This window comes from Paraburkholderia sp. RAU6.4a (assembly GCF_050435625.1).
GTDB classification, from domain to species: Bacteria; Pseudomonadota; Gammaproteobacteria; order Burkholderiales; family Burkholderiaceae; genus Paraburkholderia; species Paraburkholderia tuberum.
Window position 1 is genome coordinate 4,243,589 of sequence record NZ_JBNDKQ010000002.1, and the last position, 16,445, is coordinate 4,260,033.

The window sequence follows — 16,445 nt, forward strand, 5'->3', positions numbered from 1 at the left end:
CACAGCCAGAAAGACCCGCCATGCAGGTTGCGGGGCATTGTGTTGAACACGAAAGCGTAAATCAATAGGCCGACGGAGCTGTTGCCCGGACTATGCTCCGCTTCCCTTATCGTTGCCTCCTTGGAAGGATGCAATGGTTAAACCGATACCCGATGATGTCTTGTGGTCACTAATTCAACTATCTTTGCCGCCGATCAAGCGGCAGCGCGCTTGATAACCCGGATGTGTGCACCTTTGTGCTGCGGCGCAGTGCTAAAGAACCTTCTGGCCGTGCACGTCTCGAAGTGATTCGAGGAGCACTGAGCGGTAGAACAGCCTGCGTGCACGAGCTTGCCTTCCGTCACGCATCGCGGCCTACGGTGCCGCGATGAGCAATCGCCTTCGGCTCGTCCGCCGGCCAACGGAGGTCAGATCGCTTTCGATAGCGGAGGAGGAAAATGTGCAGGGCACATGCGAGGCAGCGAACGAAAGTCTGGTGTCCGAGAGCACTGCACGCGGGAACCCACTGTGCATCGTGGCGTCAATCCGTAACCTCGCGCACATTGAAAGCGCTTACGGCACCGCAACCGCGCTGACCGTCAGGCATGTTGTATGTAGGCGCGCTCGCGATTTCTGTACGCGGGAATCGGGCATCATGACGCGCAGCGGAGAGCAGATTGTCGTTCTGATTGACCGTGCTGTTCCTGAAGACCTGGCGAACGCTCACGCAGTTTGCAGCGACCATAGCATCGTCGATGCGGTCGTCGCGGCGCTGGGCGACGCGCCGGTGTTCACGTCGATGGGCCTGATCCGCGCAGCCATCGGTGCATCGATCCCGACCTGCGACGGCACACCGTTCGACCCCGAAAAAGAAGCATCCGCGGAGATGCGCATGGGCACCAGAAAGGGGCGGACCCGATACGCGCGCGACATGGAAATTGCCGGGGAACTGCTAGGCGCGATGGAACGCGACGAGTGGTGCTTCCGCTACGAGAAGGTCTGCAGCGCGACCGGTACGGAGAGCGTCAGCTATTGGGAGGCGTTGTTGTGCAGGACCGGAGATGGCGTACCGGTCAGTGTAGGCAAATGGATTCCCGCTCTCGAACGGCTCGGACTGGTGAGCCGCCTCGACAGATGGGTCGTGACGACCGTGATCGATACTCTGCGCGCGTATCCGGGCATGTCGTTAGGCTGTAACGTGTCGATCCAGAGTGCGACGCTCGGCGGCTGGCGGTCGACGGTCATCGAAACCCTTGCCGGGGAGCCTCAGGTCGCGGCACGGCTCGTCATCGAGTTGACGGAAAGCGCGCCGCTGACCGACATCGACGCAGTCGCGGACTTCGTCCGGGCGCTGCAACGCTCGGATGTCGCGTCGCTCTCGATGACATCGGTGCAGGCTACAGTTCCGTGCGGAGTCTTATGGAACTGGGTGTGGACATTGCAAAAGTCGATGGTGGATATCTGCATCAGGCCCGCTCGAACGGGTGCGCACGAGTACATCTGGGTGCGCTGATCCGTCTGGCGCGAACATGCGCTTCGCAGGTGGTGGTCGAACGTGTCGAGGACGAGGAAGACCTGCACGTCTCCCGGGCCTGTGGCGCGCATTGGGTTCAGGGATATCTCTTCGAGCCCATCTTCGCCGCCGGTTTGACACGATCCGCGTCTGAGCCCGAACGGGACTGATGCGCGAGATGGAAGGTCCTGCGGGAGAAAGGAGAAGTCATGAGCGACATCTATCAGTACAAACCTGGAAGTGGCGTGCCGGTCGTCACACAGCCCATCCCTGACACGCGGACCTGCAGGCCCGCCTGCAATTTTCTTCTTCCGCGACAATGACCGCGCTTGATGCGTCTTCCCGCCTGAGTCCGAACCTCCGTGATGGAGTGTTTCCCGCAAGTGCAGCGCGATAGAGGATCGACCCGGCCATCAAAGCCGGGCAAGTCCGGGATTGAGTGGAGTACAGAAATGTTTGAGAAATCGAAGCCGCTAACGCCCGAGTACGCCCGCGAGCTGGAAGTATGGACGTGCGCCTGGTACGACGAAGCCGTTGCAGCGAATTTCGTGCGCCCGCCGTATCACCCTGACGCGACGATCATCAAACGTCTCCAGGGCTACTTCCACGCCGGCCTGGCGCCGGCTGAAGCCGCAGTGGCATGCTTCGGAAGGAATCACTGAACGGTGTCGTCATCGCGTCCCCGCTGGGCAAGGATGGTCCTGCGGAAGGCAGACAACGATCCGCGGAATGCCCAGCCCGTTACACGCGTGTATTAACCACTGGAATCGGGCAACAACTTTCAGCGAAGGTGCGCGTCTGTTGGTGTACCGAAGGCGGCGCTTTGGCACCTGAACGAAGGAAACCATCGACGCGAAGCCCTCGGGCGGCTGTGGGGCGGCGCCGCCGCATTCCAGACAGAATGTTTTTTTGTTGATACCTATGCGTGGTTCGGGAGGAGGGCACGACGTTGAACATGATCGAAGTCGCCCGGCGTGTCAAGGTTGAAGTGTGCTATGCGTTGACGCCTGCCCGCTACGCACTGTCCCACATTACTGGGCGCACGGATCGCCGACAACCGGCAGCTCTTGCATTCTGTAAAAGCTCCCGTCGTTGTCATCGGATCGAGTGGATAACGTTGAAGCAACGAACCGCGGCTTCATCAGGCTGCGATTTCGTCGTTGTCGAGCGATTGCGAAGATGTAGATGGCGATTGCACGGGTTTCTGGTTGACCCGTTGGGCAAATGACTGCTGCTGGGCAGGTTGCATGCCGGTCTTCAGCACATCAAGGTAGTCAGCGTACCACTGGATCATCGCGCGACGTTGCACCAGATACTTGGCGTGGTTGTAGTCGCCGGCAATGCCTTCCTCTAGATGAGCTAGTTGCGTTTCGACGTGATCCTTTATCCAGCCGTGCTCGCGAAGAAGGGTGCTCGCGGTATGGCGTGTGCCGTGACCGACCATACGGCCCTTGTAGCCAATCTTCGAAAACACGAGGTTGATGGTGTTCTCGCTGATGACTTCGTGCTTCGTGCCGATGCTGGGGAAGACGTACCGGTGACGGCCCGTCAGCTCCATGAGCTCGCGCAGTGCCTTGACTAGTACAACATCCCGCAAATAACTTCAATAATTATCAGATTGCAAGTAAGGCTGCAGGAGCGTAACGACGAGCTCGGTCATCTGGTCGAGCGAACCTGTGCCCGGCAGCGGTTCCCATCGGCCGGTGTGGCTGCGAAAGGCGGCACTATAACGATTGCGGGCGAGCTCGGTGAGGCGCGCCACAACAGTCGGCTCCTCGTCATCGAGACGTTTGATCAGCAGGTGCCGCCCGTAGGATTGAGTGACGATTTGCTCGTGGCCGAGCATGGTGCGTAGTTGACGCTGAAGTTCGGCCGCATAATGTTTGGTGGGTATGGCTGGCATGTCAGTCTCTCGATTACGATGCGCCGGTTTGCAGCGGATAGCCCCGGAAAGTCCATTTGAAGGGGCGTGCTGCCTGATTATGCTCGTGCATAAACTGCTCGGTGCGCTCGCGCAGGTGCGCGGTACTGGTATGGCTGGCATGGCGCAATACCCGACGCGTGTAGCGGGCAAACCATAGTTCGATCTGATTGACCCAACTCGCGTGCAACGGCGTGAAGTGGAAGTGAAACCGCTCATCGTGCCGCGAGTTGAACGCTTGCCAGACAGCCTGAGAACGATGCGTATTGAGGTTGTCCCAGATCACATGCACCTGCCTGCCCGGGTACGCAGCCGCCACGCGCTCCATGAAGGCGACCAGGTCGTCCTGGGTGCGGCGCTCGCGGCAATCTGCCAGCACCTGCCCGGTATGCACATCCAGCGCAGCAATCAGCGCCTGGGTGCCATGGCGGATATATTCAAACTCCCTGCGACGCAGCCGCCCCGGCGCCGGCGCACGCCCCGGATGCTTGCGCTCGATGGCTTGAATGCCAGTCTTCTCGTCGATGCTGAGTACCACCGCGTTTCGAGGAGCCTTTCGGTACAACTTGCAAATCACATTGACTTTCTCACGAAAGGCGGGATCCGGACTGTGTAGCCATTGCTTGACCCGGTGCGGTCGAACGTCCCCGGCCTGCAGAATGCGCTGCACATGACTGCGGCTGATCTGTTCGACAATGCCGCGCTCGATCGCGCGCGCCACTATCTCGTCCAGCGTTGGCGTAACCCGTCCCTCGGGTTCGTGTGCTTCACATGCCAACGCAATCAACTGCAGTCGCGTTTCTTGCGTGATGCGTGGACGACGGCCGCTGCGCTCACCCTCGCGCAGGCCCCGCGCACCGTGCTGTGCGATGCGTTTGCGCCACGTACAAACCGTCTGCACCGATACGCGTAGCTCTCGAGCAATCACCGTGTTCGGGTGTCCTTCGTGTGCCCACAGCGCGATGCGTGCCCGCATCACATCTCGCTGAGTCGCGGTCTTTCGCTCGATCAGCGACAGTAGTTCTTCTCGTTCTTTTTTCGCCAGCTTCACTGGCGTTGCATGACGACCTTGGCTCATCCCGAAATGATAGCCAAGACAAACATTTAATCAAGCTATTTACGGGATGTTGTACTAGTTGCGATGGAAGCGGAGTGACGTGGCTGCGCCGCATTTTCATTTTTTCAGCGGAGATCGTCCACAGGGCGCCGTCGAGATCGATCTCGGTCCATTCGGCATAGCGGACCATACCCGGCCGGCTTGCCGTCCAGATTGTCATCCAGACCGCGACGTATGCGATGAGGCGGCTCTTTGATTTTTCAAGCGCCCGCAGGAAGTCGGGCAGCTCCGGTTCGAGCAGGTGAGGATAAGGCTTAGCCTTTGGGGCGGCCTTCGCAATGACCTTGAGTTCCGACGCCGGGTTGAATTCGCACTTGCCGCGTGCGATGGCCTGACTGAAGATTTCGCGTAACCACCCGCGGGCCTTTTTCGAGACGTTGAGTGCGTCGCGCTTTTCGAAGCGTTCCTGGACGCGGGCGCAGTCAGCACGCGTGATGTTTGCCAGCTTGATCGAACCGAGCTCCGGCAGGATGTCCTTGTCGAGGTACGTCCGAATCTTGTCGAGCGTTGACGCCGACCGACCCGCATCCTGTTTGCTCTTGTACCAGAGTTCAGCGGCTGCCCTGAACGTGCCGTCGTCGCTGGTATCCGCCCGCTGCCGGTCTATCCGTCGTTTTGCGCGAGGATCGGCACCGTCGGCGACGAGTGTCCGGTAGGCCGCTGCTTGTTGCCTCGCTTTCTGAAGCGTGACGTCGGGGTAGCGTCCCAACGAGATGCGCGGTTGCTTGCCGTGCAGGCGGTAACGGAAGTGCCAGAATTTGTTGCCCTCGGGCGTGACCCAAAGGACGAGACCGTCGCCATCGGCCACACCGTAAGGCTTTGGCTGGGGACGGGCTGCTTCGACTTCGCGGACTGTGAGCGGCATGGTGAGTACATTGAGCGATCTCGAACTTTCAATGTACTCAAAAACGTACTCATCTGCACGTGGCTTGCCGTATCCCGGCTTGGACGGCAATAAACAAAAAACCCCGCAAATTCAATGATTTACGGGGTCTTCTGGACTTCTTTGTACTACGCTAAACAGCCTTGTGGTGCCCAGGAGAGGACTCGAACCTCCACGGTGTTGCCACCGCTAGGACCTGAACCTAGTGCGTCTACCAATTCCGCCACCTGGGCACGTCTTCAAGCTAGACGGCTATTTTAGCAAGATGATTAAGTTTGTCAATTCCTGCTTCAAACAAACTGTTAGGAGCAAATCAATTGTCCGGTTCTGTAGCACGTAATGTGTCCGGTTTTTGGGTGCGGTATGGAACCACCCGTAAGCCGGGCACGCTGGTTACAGGAAACCCGGAAGATGAGATTCGAAGAGGTGTACACGGACTGGCAGGATCGGCGACTTACGCAGGCGGAAGCGGCGCGCCTGCTGGGGGTTTGCGAGCGCACGCTGCGGCGACAGATTGATCGCTACGAGGCGGACGGACTGCAGGGGCTGATCGACAAACGGCTTGACCAGATATCGCATCGTCGGGCGCCCGTCGATGAGGTAGTCAAGCTCGTGGAGCTCTACCGGCGCGATTACCCCGGCTGGAACGTTCGACATTTCCATGGCTGGTACCGGCGTGAGCATGGCGGCCAGCGCAGCTACACGTGGGTCAAGAACCAGTTGCAGCAGGCCGGTGAAGTCAAGCGGGCCAAGGCGCGTGGCAAGCACCGCAAGAAGCGCGAGCGAGCGCCGCTGGCGGGCATGCTGATACATCAGGATGCGAGCCGTCACGAGTGGGTTAGCGGGCACGACTGGGATCTGGTGGTGACAATGGACGATGCGACGGGCGAACACCTGTCGATGTTCTTCTGCGACGAGGAAGGCACGGCGTCGAGTTTCCACGGCGTGGGCCAGACAATCGCGCAGCACGGCCTGTTCTGTGCGCTGTACACCGATCGCGGCAGCCACTATTTCCATACGCCTGAAGCTGGCGGCAAGGTCGACCGAAACAACCCGACGCAGTTCGGCCGGGCGCTGGCGCAGCTGGGCATCGAGCACATCGCGGCGTACTCACCCGAGGCGCGCGGGCGTTCGGAGCGGGCCTTCGGCACGCACCAGGAGCGGCTGCCACGCGAGCTCGCCAAAGCCGGCATCACCAGCATGCAGCAGGCCAATGTGTATCTGGAACAGGTCTATCTTCCCCGCCACAACGCCGAGTTCGCGGTATCTGCAGCCGAGTCAGGCAGCGCCTTCGTGCCGTACATCGGCAATGGCCTGGCCGACATCCTGTGCGAGCACCACGAGCGCACCGTGAACAACGACAACTGTGTGAGCTTCGAGGGGCTGCCACTGCAGATCCCGGCCGGTGGTTCGAGGCCCCATTACGTCAAGCGGCGGGTGCGTGTGCATCGCTACGTGGACGGCTCGCTTGCCGTGTTTTACGGTCCGCGCTGTCTGGGACGTTATGATGCCGCGGGCACACTGCAGGTTGACCCGGTTCAGCAGGCCGCCTGAGGGTTCGCCAGACGGCCGCGTGGGCGGCAAACCGGCTTCGGGCTATGCCCTGCGCCGCTTTGCCGCCCACGCAGGAAAGCGGACAAATCATTTGCTATAAAACCGGACAGTTCTATTTGCTCCCAACATTCCTGCTTCAAACAAACTTGCTTTTCTCGTCCGCTCGGTTGAACGCGCAGCGAAGTAATGCAATCGCTACTGAACCACCGTCCTGCTGATCCGGCAATCGAAACACAAACAACGATTTCGACTACCAGGCCTTACAAAAAAAGAGAGCCGCCAAAAGGCGGCTCTACTTTTGAATCTGGTGCCAGGAGAGGACTCGAATGTGAAGTTCAAGTGCTTGATTTTAAATTAAAAAAATTGTTGATTTATGGCGTATATACGCACCTGTATACGCAAAAATGTTGGATCCCACAGGACGCTATTCCGTGCCGGATGGCTCCGCACGCCGCGACGGCGAACAGACTCTTCAGCTCGGGGAGATTTGTTCCTTTCATGGGGTGCAGGTCATAGCGTTATACACATTTCGTTGTCCGCGCCGCCCGCGCCAGCAAGCCGTTTACATTCAATGACTTGGAGGCTGGGCTTGTAAACTTTGGCCGAATCGCGTCTACTCTTGCAATTTGGGCGGGCGCGTGACGAAGGCTGCACAGCAGTGGATCGAGCAGGAATTTGCGGGGCTGGACCTTGGCGACGCCCGCCTGGACAGGAGGGCAAAGAAATTGATGGAACGACTTGCGGCCAATCCGACGGCCAGTATCCCGCAGGCGTGCGATAGCTGGAGCGAGACGTGCGCAGCGTACCGTTTTTTGCGCAATACGGATGTGGCCTGGGAAGCCATACTGGAGCCGCATTGGGCGAGCACGCAGGAACGCATGCGCAGCCAGTCGGTGGTGCTGTGCATCCAGGACACGACCGAGCTTGATTTCAACGGCCAGGACATCGACGGGCTGGGGCCGTTGAACTACGAAGCAAGGCGCGGGCTGTACTTGCACCCCACCTATGCGGTGACGACCGAACGCGAACCGCTGGGCGTGCTCGACGCGTGGATGTGGGCGCGTGAGGAGCTTGATGCCGATGGCGTTCGTCCTGGTCCGAAAGAAAGCACACGCTGGGTCGAAGGCTACGAGCGCGTGGCGGAAATGGCGCCGGACATGCCGCACACGCGACTGGTGTACGTGGCCGACCGCGAGGCCGACATGGTGCAAATGATGCGCCGGGCCAGCGAGCTGGGCACGCCGGCGGACTGGCTGGTGCGCGCCAAACATGACCGCTGTTTGCCCGGCGGCGACGGCGCCAGGCTGTGGGCGAGTACAACCAGCGCTGAGCCCTTGGGTGAAATCACCTTCGTGACCGGCGCCCGCGAGACTCAGAAGAGTCGCACCGTGCGCCAGCAACTGTGGGCTCGCGAAGTCGAGATCGCGGACGGCGAGCGCGGCAAGATCAAGGTTCACTGCGTAATCGCACGCGAAGTCGGGGCGCCGGCTGGCATCAAGCCGATTGAGTGGCGTTTGCTGACCAACCGAGCCGTCGCAACCCAGGAAGAAGCGGTCGAACTGATCAATTGGTACCGGGCGAGATGGGAAATCGAAATCTATTTCCATGTCCTCAAGAATGGCTGCGAAGTCGAGACCCTGCAATTGGCCGCTGTCGACCGGATTGAGCGCGCGCTGGCCTTGTTCCTGGTGGTGGCTTGGCGCGTGACGTATTTGATGCGCAAAGGCCGAACCTGCCCGGATCTGGATGCCGCCTTGTTCTTCGATCCGGACGAAATTCGTGGCGCCCATCTGCTGGCAAAAAAGAAGATGCCGGCGACGCCGCCCACTGTGAATGAGGTCGTGCGGCTGATTGCGCAAATCGGTGGCTTCCTCGGCCGAAAGAGTGACGGTGAGCCGGGCGCCAAGACCATCTGGCGAGGGCTCGATCAGGTACTCGCTGCCGCTGACACGCTACGCGCGCTCCGCGAAGGGCTCGGCTAATGACTTCTGTATAACGCTATGGGTGCAGGTGGTCGGAGGTTCAAATCCTCTCGCCCCGACCAATAGATATAAGGCTCTCATGGCTTCGGCTCTGAGAGCCTTTTTCGTTTGGGGCCGATTTTGCCCCCACGTTTGCCCCCACAGGACGGACGGCTCTCGCGGGAACAAAGCGGAATTTTGGGTCGCGTCGAGGGGCCGGCCGCGTTCGCTGCTCACGAGATTGAGACTCGTATATCAATGCGCGAACTGTGCTCGCGACAACCTGTTTACTGGTAACGCAGCCCCATTTCTGACGGCTTGGGGGCTGCCAGCGGTCCAACTGTAGGGCGGCGGAGCAGCAGTTCATTTGCTTAGGAAAACCCAGGAATGCGCGTTGGATACTAGTACGGCCTATCGATAACAGCCTGAGGGGATCTCTATGAGCGGATGCGATTGCAGCTTATGCGTCGAAAAGGACACTGCAAGGTGGTGGATCGCTGCTCAGATCGAAACATCGATTAGGCTCCTATAGGTTTATCACTCCGCAAAGCGCAGCGCTGTTCGATCACTCCCTCTCCGCCAGAAACGGCGGCAAACCCCGCAGAGTCTGGGCCTAACCGCATTTTGTTTTTGCGCGATCCACACAACGACATCAAGTCATAGCCGGATTCTGGCGGACCTTCTTGTATGTCGGTCCAATGCATGGACCGAACTTATGTCCGGTCGCCGACAAGACGTTGATGACGTGTGCTTTATTAGCCACCATCGTCAACTCCAACGCAGCGACGATGCCGTACAACTCGCCCTTAATGTTGACGTCGACCATGCGATCGCACTCCCCTACGTGCAAGCGGTCAAGCGTCGAGCGAGCGAGGCGTGAGTTTCGGATAGTTGAGCATGACATCGATGCGGGCATGCGTCTTGATGGCGTGGTCCACGAGTGGTGTTAAGCCTAGTGGTGGTGGGGTTGTCGTCCCTCAACCTCACGGAGTGGCTTGTCTTTAGTCTTCGTCGTACTGCGGGATCCCGGCCAACGGTTGCGCAGAGGATGCGGGCGGCATTTCTCGTCGCATGGAATTCAACGCCAAGGCGCCCGCCGTTGAGCAAGTGACCGACGCCGCGCCCGCCAAGAATCCTGGCCCAATTCCCGCATGTCCGGTCAGCAAGCCAAGAAGCGGCTTGTCACGCCAAGCGTCGTGTCGAAGAACGAGGTGGACGCACCATCGCAGCGCCATTGCTCGCGGCGGCGCGCCACGCACGGCCTCGACGCCGAAACCCGCATAGACGAGTGCATAGCTGATCGCCGTCAATGCCGCCGTGCGATGGCGATTGAAAGCAAGTATCGGCACGGAGTTGCGGCGACAGACTGAAATCGACACCAGAAGGATTTCGCAAGGAATGAAAGGTACCTGCAACCCAGAGATCAAAAGACAGGAGACGGAAGTGCACAAAAGAATTGCTGGATGCATGCTGGGTGTCTTGCTGCCATGCGTAGCGCACGCTCAGTCGAGCGTCACGCTTTACGGCGTTGCTGACGTGTTTTACGGTTACTTCAAGAACTCCGCCACAAGCGTGAGCAGCCTCAATTCGGGCGGACTGGGCGGATCACGATGGGGCATTCGCGCCAAGGAGGATCTTGGCGGCGGCGTGACTGCAATTGCAGTTCTTGAAAGCGGCTTCAACATTAACAATGGAACGCTCGGGCAGGGCGGTCGGGAGTTTGGCCGCCAGGCGTATGTCGGCATCGACAGCCAGTGGGGAACGCTCATCGGGGGGCGCTTGCAGACGGCAGGCTACGTATGGGGCACGACGTTCGACCCGATCTTGATGTCTGCAGGATCGGTCCTGGGGTCAATGACCGGCGAGGAACCGCGACCGTGGATCTTCAACCCGCTGCAGGATCCCGCCCGCCAGGACAATGCGCTGCAATACAGCTCGCCCACTTGGCATGGCCTCAGCGCGACCCTGGGCTACTCGTTTGGCTCAAACCAGGGCGCCGCCACGAATACGAAGTATCAGATCGGCACGCTGTGGTATACGAATGGCGGTCTGGTCGCCAGCTACGGACTGGGCCGCAGTCTCACCGTGGCGCCAGGTGGCGACGCCAATACACTGGAACATGCGTTTGGCGTCAAATACCGGTTCGACTGGCTTTCCCTCTACGGCACGTATCAGTTGCGGCGAAACAATCCTGGATTTACCGACAAGGCATGGCAAGCGGGCTTCACGGTGCCGACAGGGGCCGTGGGTATGTTCGGCTTTGCGTACGGCGGGCTGAGCGACGAGAACCAGGTCCTCTCGCAAAACTGGAGCGTGCGCTCATTCGCAGTCAGCTATACCTATTATCTATCGAAGACCACTTCGCTCTATGGCTTCTATAAGAAGCTCTGGAATCGCGGAGTCGCGAAGCAGACAATCTTCCCACCCGGCGGCTTGCCCGCGCCCACCGCGTACGATGAACATGTGTCCGCTATCGGCATCGGCATGCAGATGCGGTTCTGAACCTTGTTGGGAAATGCGGAAATCGTCATCGGGCATTCGGCTATAGCCGTGCCCTCGAGAGCCCGGGCGACCTCGACATCAATGCGATGCGCAACTGCATTGGTGCATCGTTTGCGGTCATGCGCAGTGGGCGATCAAGCTTCGTTGACGAGCGAGGCTTGATGTACTCCCGCCTCGTGGCACCACGGTCCTCGGCCGGTAATAAATAAATGTAGCGCCCCCGGGCGGCCCAATCAGGAAGGGCTCGGACGCCTTGCGCCGTCGACAATCAGGATATAATTTCGGATTGAATACAACTCTTGGGCGGTCATCGTGACAATTACAGAACTTGATGGGGTCGACTTCCCGTCCCAGATCGCGTCGGAGATGCGCAAACTGATTAATCGCGGAACACTCGCGCCGGGCTTGCAACTTCGCCAGTCCGATCTGGCCGAACGTTTTGGCATCAGTCGCGTGCCAGTGCGCGAAGCGCTCAAGCTTCTGGCAGCTGAGGGCATCATCGAACACGACCCGAATCGCGGGTTTTTCGTGGCACCCTTGTCCAGTGACGAGGCACGTCAACTCTATCGGATGCGCCATCTGCTTGAATCCGAGTTGCTCGCCACCATTGTCTGGCCCAACCCGCCCCAGTTGAAGAGCCTCAAGGCGATGGTGGCCGAGCTCAACCAGTTACTGGCAAGCGGCTCGCGCGACGCCTGGATTGAGCGCCACCGGGCGTTTCACGACGCGATCTTCGATCTGTCAGAAAACAAGATCCTAAAGCGTGAAGCTTTGCGGCTGATGCGCCTGACCGATCGGTATCGCTCGTTGGCGGCGGACATCACGCGCCAAGGTACGCACCTCGACGCGCGAATCGAGGAACAGCTTCTCAAGGCATTGTCGGCGAAAGATCGCAAACTGCTCCTGAGCACCTACGACAAGGGCCGCGCCATCGTGCTCCAAGGCTTGATGGCGGTTTTGGCTGCGCGCGGCGTTTAGGAATTTTCATTAAGGGGCCGCCGGGATCAGGCTGGTCCGCGGCGCGCCCGTTTCGCTGCTTCTAGAACCGCAACTGCATTCCGGCAGCGGGGACCGACTGGATCTTGCCCGCCGCCGCGGTGCCAATTTCGGCAGGGTAAGCGCCGTTCGTAGGTAAGCGGTAAGCCATGGGCGTTATATATCTCGCGTAGAGGCGATCGCACAATGCTCTTCGTTCAATTCGATCAGGAGCAGACGATGACGGCATCAGCTAGAGAAGAGCAATCGGAAACGGGATGTTCTGCTGGACCGAACTCGGTGCCAGGCAGATCGGTATCGCGCAAAGCCTCCTCGTGACGTGCAAGCTACACGACATCGATCCCTACGATTATCTGGTCGACGCGCTGCAGCGCGTGGGCCAGCATCCGGCATCGCGCGTGCATGAACTCACGCCGCGGATGTGGAAATCGCTCTTCGCCGGCAATCCGCTGCGCTCGCCCTTGCATCAGATCGCCTGACATCGCAAGGACGTCGGTGAATTGCCGATTACGTTCGTACGCTGAAACACACCGGCCAGGTGGACTGCAGTGGTTTTTGGATAGCGCGTGGGTGAGCTGGACCGCCGCTTGGTTGATTGCGACATTCTTCAAAAAGGCATTGTCGTTCCGAATCGGTGTGGGCTGCACCAAGATTCCATGCCGGGGCGAAGTCAGCTTGACCGCATTGGACATGCGCTTGCCGCTCACACGGTCCCAGTTGATCGCCCCAGGCCCGTGGGCACGCCGTTGTTGATGATGGGCGGGTACGGGCCGACTGCGGCCACCGCGCCGATCTGCGCGGGACCCGCGACACAGAGCAGGTCGGCGCCGTAGCTTCCGGTGCGAAAGTTCAGCATGCCTCGTGCTGCTCCCGTTGCGGGATCAATGCCGCCGATCAGAAAGTAGTCGAAGGCAAAATCATTCTGTCGCCCCAACCGGAAAAAGCCCAGCCCTGTCTGGCGCATCCCGACCGAAGCGGAGTTTTCGAATAGCGCCCCGCGCGACTGCGGGTCAAGGTTGCCGGTGCTCAGGCTGATCAGGGAGTCCAGGCTGAAATTGGCGCTGAGCCCACCGCCGAGGTCCTCGTGCCGCGAAAGAAGAACTTCGTCGGAAAGATCGCAGAGTCCTGCATCTGGATCAGGCGAGAGCCATTCGCATCCCGATAGCCCGCGATGCTCTCGTCCAGAAATCCGCCGATGGTAGACGAGCCTGAGCGTCGGGTGACCGGGGCGAGGCCGGCGTAGGCGGCGAGATGCGCAGCTGAAGCGAAGGCTTTGTGGGCGACTTCCGCGAGGAGTCTGGCGGCGGTCCTGACGCCCACTCCCGGCATGCTGGTCAGGACCGGCCAAACAGGGTGCGCGTGCACCAGGCGTTCAACTTCGCTGGCAACCTCGTCGCGTTGTTTGCGCAAAGACGCGAGCTGCTGGGCCAGACGCGGCATGACGATGGTTGCTGCCTGCGTACCAGGTACGACCACAGCCTGTTCGGTGAGCGCCTGAACGATTTCGGCAGCAAGGCTTTTGCCCATGCGAGGTGCAAGTTTGGTGAGGCGGTTGGCGAGTGTTTTCTCGCTGGTCGCGGCAAGCTCGGCGGGCGACGGGTACCGCGCAAGCAGATCGAGCAGGGCCGGATGGTCGAGGCGCGGCCCCAGAACCCGTTCCAGTGCGGGATGGATCTGGGTAAGCAGGCCGCGAATGCGATTGCTGGTCTATGTGATCTGCGCGGCGAGATCGCCATCGACGCCGCATAGCATGGTGAGTTCGGCAAGTTGCTCATCAGCCACTCGACGCGAGCGCAGCGTATGCGGCATCGAGCGCGCGGCTTCTGCAATGATGGCGGCATCGCGGGCGTCGGTCTTGGCTTCGCCTGCATGCAGATCGGCGATGCGGCGCATGGCCAGACCCGGCAGATAGGCGACCAGGACGCCTTCATCACGGGCGACTGCCACTCGCAACGCGCCAATCGTGGCGGGGCTGGTCGACGACGAACAGAAGTTGGTCATACGTCTTGAGCTCGGTGATCAGGGCACGCAGTTTGGCCTCATCGTTGGGCAGCACTTTGTTGTACAGGTGCTTTCCGGTCCGATCGAGAGCGACGGCGTGATGGCGGCCATTGCCGACATCGACGCCGACGAATACGTCGACTGGAGTCATGTTGTTAGTTTTCTTGCATCGAAGGCGTTGCAGGTCTCGGTATCCACGTTACGGACGGCCTCAAGATATCCGGCTCTTTTGAAAATGGAGTGGGTAACGGCCTTCAGCAGGCATGCGAGTTGAACGCGGAGAAGTCGAGTTTGCCAGCAATAAGAAAGAGGACCGTACGCATGGTCTCGAAGCGAGTATATCCACGGGCTTTGCGTTTGGCGGCCTGAAACAGGCCGTTGATGGCCTCGATGAAGCCGTTGGTCTGGCGGGTCTGGGTCCAGGCGACGATGCCGTCGAAGTGCCGGCGAATCATTCGCGCCACCTCCTTCATTGATTCGACCTTGGAGCGCATGACATTGGTGCACCACTGCTGCAACATCTCGGAGACGACGTTGATTTGCCGGCGCTCGAGAATCTCACGCAATTGCTCGCGATACAGCCATGCCCGCGCCGTTCGCTTCGTCGCGTACTGCCTGACGAGGGCTTCGAGGTCGGTCAATTGGGCCAGGTTGAGCTTGTCCGGGTCTTTGAGCAGCGTCCAGCGCATGCCTTTAAGTTCCGGGTCGACTTTCTGTTGTTGTCGGCGCACCGTATCGAGGGCTTTTGATGCATGTGCGACGACGTGAAATTTGTCGAACGTGATTCGGGCATCGGGCAGATGTTCATTGACACCCTTGATGAAAGCCGGCGACATGTCGATGCTGACCGAGTCGACCTGTTCGGGCTTGCCACCGTGTTGGCCCAGATAGGCCGCGAAGCGTTCAATCGTGCCGGCATCCTTGCCGGTCGTGACGAACACGACCCGCCGCGCCTGCATATCGGCGACCAGTGTCAGATACTCATGGCCGCGCCGGTACGAGGTTTCGTCAATCGCCACCGTCGTCACGTCCGACAGGTCCGCCGACGCGAGCGCCAGTTCCACATAGCGCGAGCAGATGGCGTGAACCCGGTGCCACGACAGGTTGACGATGCGCGCCACGGCGGCAAACGGCATCTGCTGAGCGAGCATCAGCACCAGCGCCTCGAACAGCAAGGTGAAGCCGCTGAGCTGGCCGACCCAATCCGGTTCCACCAGCCGCACCGAGCCATCGGGCAAGCGCACACGCGGCACCCGGACCTCCAGATAGCATTCGTGCTGGAAGAAATTCAGGTGGCGCAGTCGTTTGATTTGCGTGTCATGCACCGGGTGCTCGTCGGCTACGCCAGGATAGGCAAAGCGGCTGCCTGCAACAAAATCCACGGTAATTGTGAGCTGCCGTTTGGCCGTGTCAAAGTCGACAGCTTGCACGTACCACGGCGCCTTGATTCCCAAGGCGGCTTCAAACAGTTGATTGGTCATTTGCTTCGTCTTGCGTGGCTGGTTGCCGCATTCTGCCGCAACCAGCCACGCTCCAGCTTATCTGTTTCACACGCGTCAAGGGTTCGCTGCGCCGGGCTCACGCCCGCCCTTGACTCGCCAGACCACCCACTCGAAATTCAAAAGAGGCAGATATCCTGACCGAGCCCCTATTAGCGATCACCAGCCACCCACCAGACCCGGTGACAACACCCCCGGATCATGACTGCGACTGGTGGCGGGAAAAGCAAATCTGATTGCTTCCCTCGAAGCGCGGTCTCTAAGCGCGCTCGGACGTGAAAAGCGGGGCGGGGAAACCCTCACCCAGAACGTGACGTTGAACATGCGGCCTCGGTCGTTCAGACGCCGTATGAGTTGAAGCACGTTCTCGAACCATCTCGGGTATACCCGCCAATCGCAACCCTTGTGTCTCGTGGTCATGTCGCATAATATGGTGAATACTGAATTAAATAATATTTGGTAGGTTTTACAGTCAGCCGATAGCGCAGTTTGCGTCACACCAAGCGCTGGAGTAGCGCT

The 16,445-nt window shown here is 59.7% G+C and carries 11 protein-coding genes, 1 tRNA gene and 4 pseudogenes; 7 read left to right on the forward strand and 9 right to left on the reverse strand.

Annotated features, from left to right (window positions below):
• Positions 1–940: 940 nt before the first annotated feature.
• Both OKW40_RS24355 and OKW40_RS24360 read left to right on the forward strand, forming a co-directional pair.
• Positions 941–1,662: pseudogene (locus tag OKW40_RS24355) on the forward strand (EAL domain-containing protein).
• A 282-nt stretch (positions 1,663–1,944) separates the two neighbouring features.
• Positions 1,945–2,154 carry a hypothetical protein gene (locus OKW40_RS24360; protein WP_102630917.1) on the forward strand — a complete coding sequence of 70 codons (210 nt, stop codon included), beginning with the start codon at positions 1,945–1,947 and terminating at the stop codon, positions 2,152–2,154.
• 479 nt (positions 2,155–2,633) lie between these two features.
• On the opposite strand, the gene OKW40_RS24365 is transcribed toward OKW40_RS24360, so the two are convergent.
• The 5 genes and pseudogenes from OKW40_RS24365 to OKW40_RS24385 form a co-directional block, all read right to left on the reverse strand.
• Positions 2,634–3,089 carry a tyrosine-type recombinase/integrase gene (locus tag OKW40_RS24365; protein WP_429491912.1) on the reverse strand — a complete coding sequence of 152 codons (456 nt, stop codon included), beginning with the start codon at positions 3,087–3,089 and terminating at the stop codon, positions 2,634–2,636.
• A 6-nt stretch (positions 3,090–3,095) separates the two neighbouring features.
• Entirely contained in the window at positions 3,096–3,395 is a 300-nt protein-coding gene (locus OKW40_RS24370; protein WP_121311162.1) for a hypothetical protein, read from the reverse strand.
• A gap of 13 nt (positions 3,396–3,408) precedes the next feature.
• Complete coding sequence (locus OKW40_RS24375; RefSeq protein ID WP_429491914.1) at positions 3,409–4,491, reverse strand: IS630 family transposase; 1,083 nt, start codon at positions 4,489–4,491, stop codon at positions 3,409–3,411.
• A 334-nt stretch (positions 4,492–4,825) separates the two neighbouring features.
• Positions 4,826–5,395: pseudogene (locus OKW40_RS24380) on the reverse strand (tyrosine-type recombinase/integrase); the annotation flags it as partial.
• A gap of 164 nt (positions 5,396–5,559) precedes the next feature.
• Positions 5,560–5,646: transfer RNA gene (locus tag OKW40_RS24385), tRNA-Leu, on the reverse strand.
• A gap of 178 nt (positions 5,647–5,824) precedes the next feature.
• On the opposite strand from OKW40_RS24385, the gene OKW40_RS24390 reads away from it, so the two are divergent.
• Positions 5,825–6,967, forward strand: coding sequence for an ISNCY family transposase (locus OKW40_RS24390; RefSeq protein WP_429335789.1), 1,143 nt, complete (start codon positions 5,825–5,827; stop codon positions 6,965–6,967).
• A 638-nt stretch (positions 6,968–7,605) separates the two neighbouring features.
• Positions 7,606–8,949, forward strand: coding sequence for an IS4 family transposase (locus OKW40_RS24395; protein ID WP_429491420.1), 1,344 nt, complete (start codon positions 7,606–7,608; stop codon positions 8,947–8,949).
• Positions 8,950–9,580: 631 nt separating this feature from the next.
• Here the strand turns inward: OKW40_RS24395 and OKW40_RS24400 are convergent.
• The gene (locus OKW40_RS24400) at positions 9,581–9,754 is read right to left on the reverse strand and encodes a hypothetical protein (protein ID WP_184062866.1); all 174 of its coding nucleotides are present in this window, start codon (positions 9,752–9,754) and stop codon (positions 9,581–9,583) included.
• 572 nt (positions 9,755–10,326) lie between these two features.
• Between OKW40_RS24400 and OKW40_RS24405 the strand changes: the two genes are divergently transcribed.
• The 3 genes and pseudogenes from OKW40_RS24405 to OKW40_RS24415 all read left to right on the forward strand — a co-directional run.
• Positions 10,327–11,430 (forward strand): porin, encoded by a 1,104-nt coding sequence (locus OKW40_RS24405; protein WP_260321316.1) that lies wholly within the window; start codon positions 10,327–10,329, stop codon positions 11,428–11,430.
• Between the two features lie 312 nt (positions 11,431–11,742).
• Positions 11,743–12,408 carry a GntR family transcriptional regulator gene (locus tag OKW40_RS24410; RefSeq protein WP_184062864.1) on the forward strand — a complete coding sequence of 222 codons (666 nt, stop codon included), beginning with the start codon at positions 11,743–11,745 and terminating at the stop codon, positions 12,406–12,408.
• Between the two features lie 269 nt (positions 12,409–12,677).
• Positions 12,678–12,905, forward strand: a pseudogene (locus OKW40_RS24415) (transposase domain-containing protein); the annotation flags it as partial.
• 224 nt (positions 12,906–13,129) lie between these two features.
• Here OKW40_RS24415 and OKW40_RS24420 read toward each other — a convergent pair.
• From OKW40_RS24420 to OKW40_RS24430, 3 genes and pseudogenes are all read right to left on the reverse strand, one after another.
• Entirely contained in the window at positions 13,130–13,390 is a 261-nt protein-coding gene (locus OKW40_RS24420) for a hypothetical protein (RefSeq protein ID WP_260321315.1), read from the reverse strand.
• Between the two features lie 227 nt (positions 13,391–13,617).
• Positions 13,618–14,597, reverse strand: a pseudogene (locus tag OKW40_RS24425) (IS110 family transposase); the annotation flags it as partial.
• Positions 14,598–14,681: 84 nt separating this feature from the next.
• Positions 14,682–15,908, reverse strand: a complete 1,227-nt coding sequence (locus tag OKW40_RS24430) for an ISL3 family transposase (protein ID WP_429491916.1) — start codon at positions 15,906–15,908, stop codon at positions 14,682–14,684.
• Positions 15,909–16,445 lie beyond the last annotated feature (537 nt).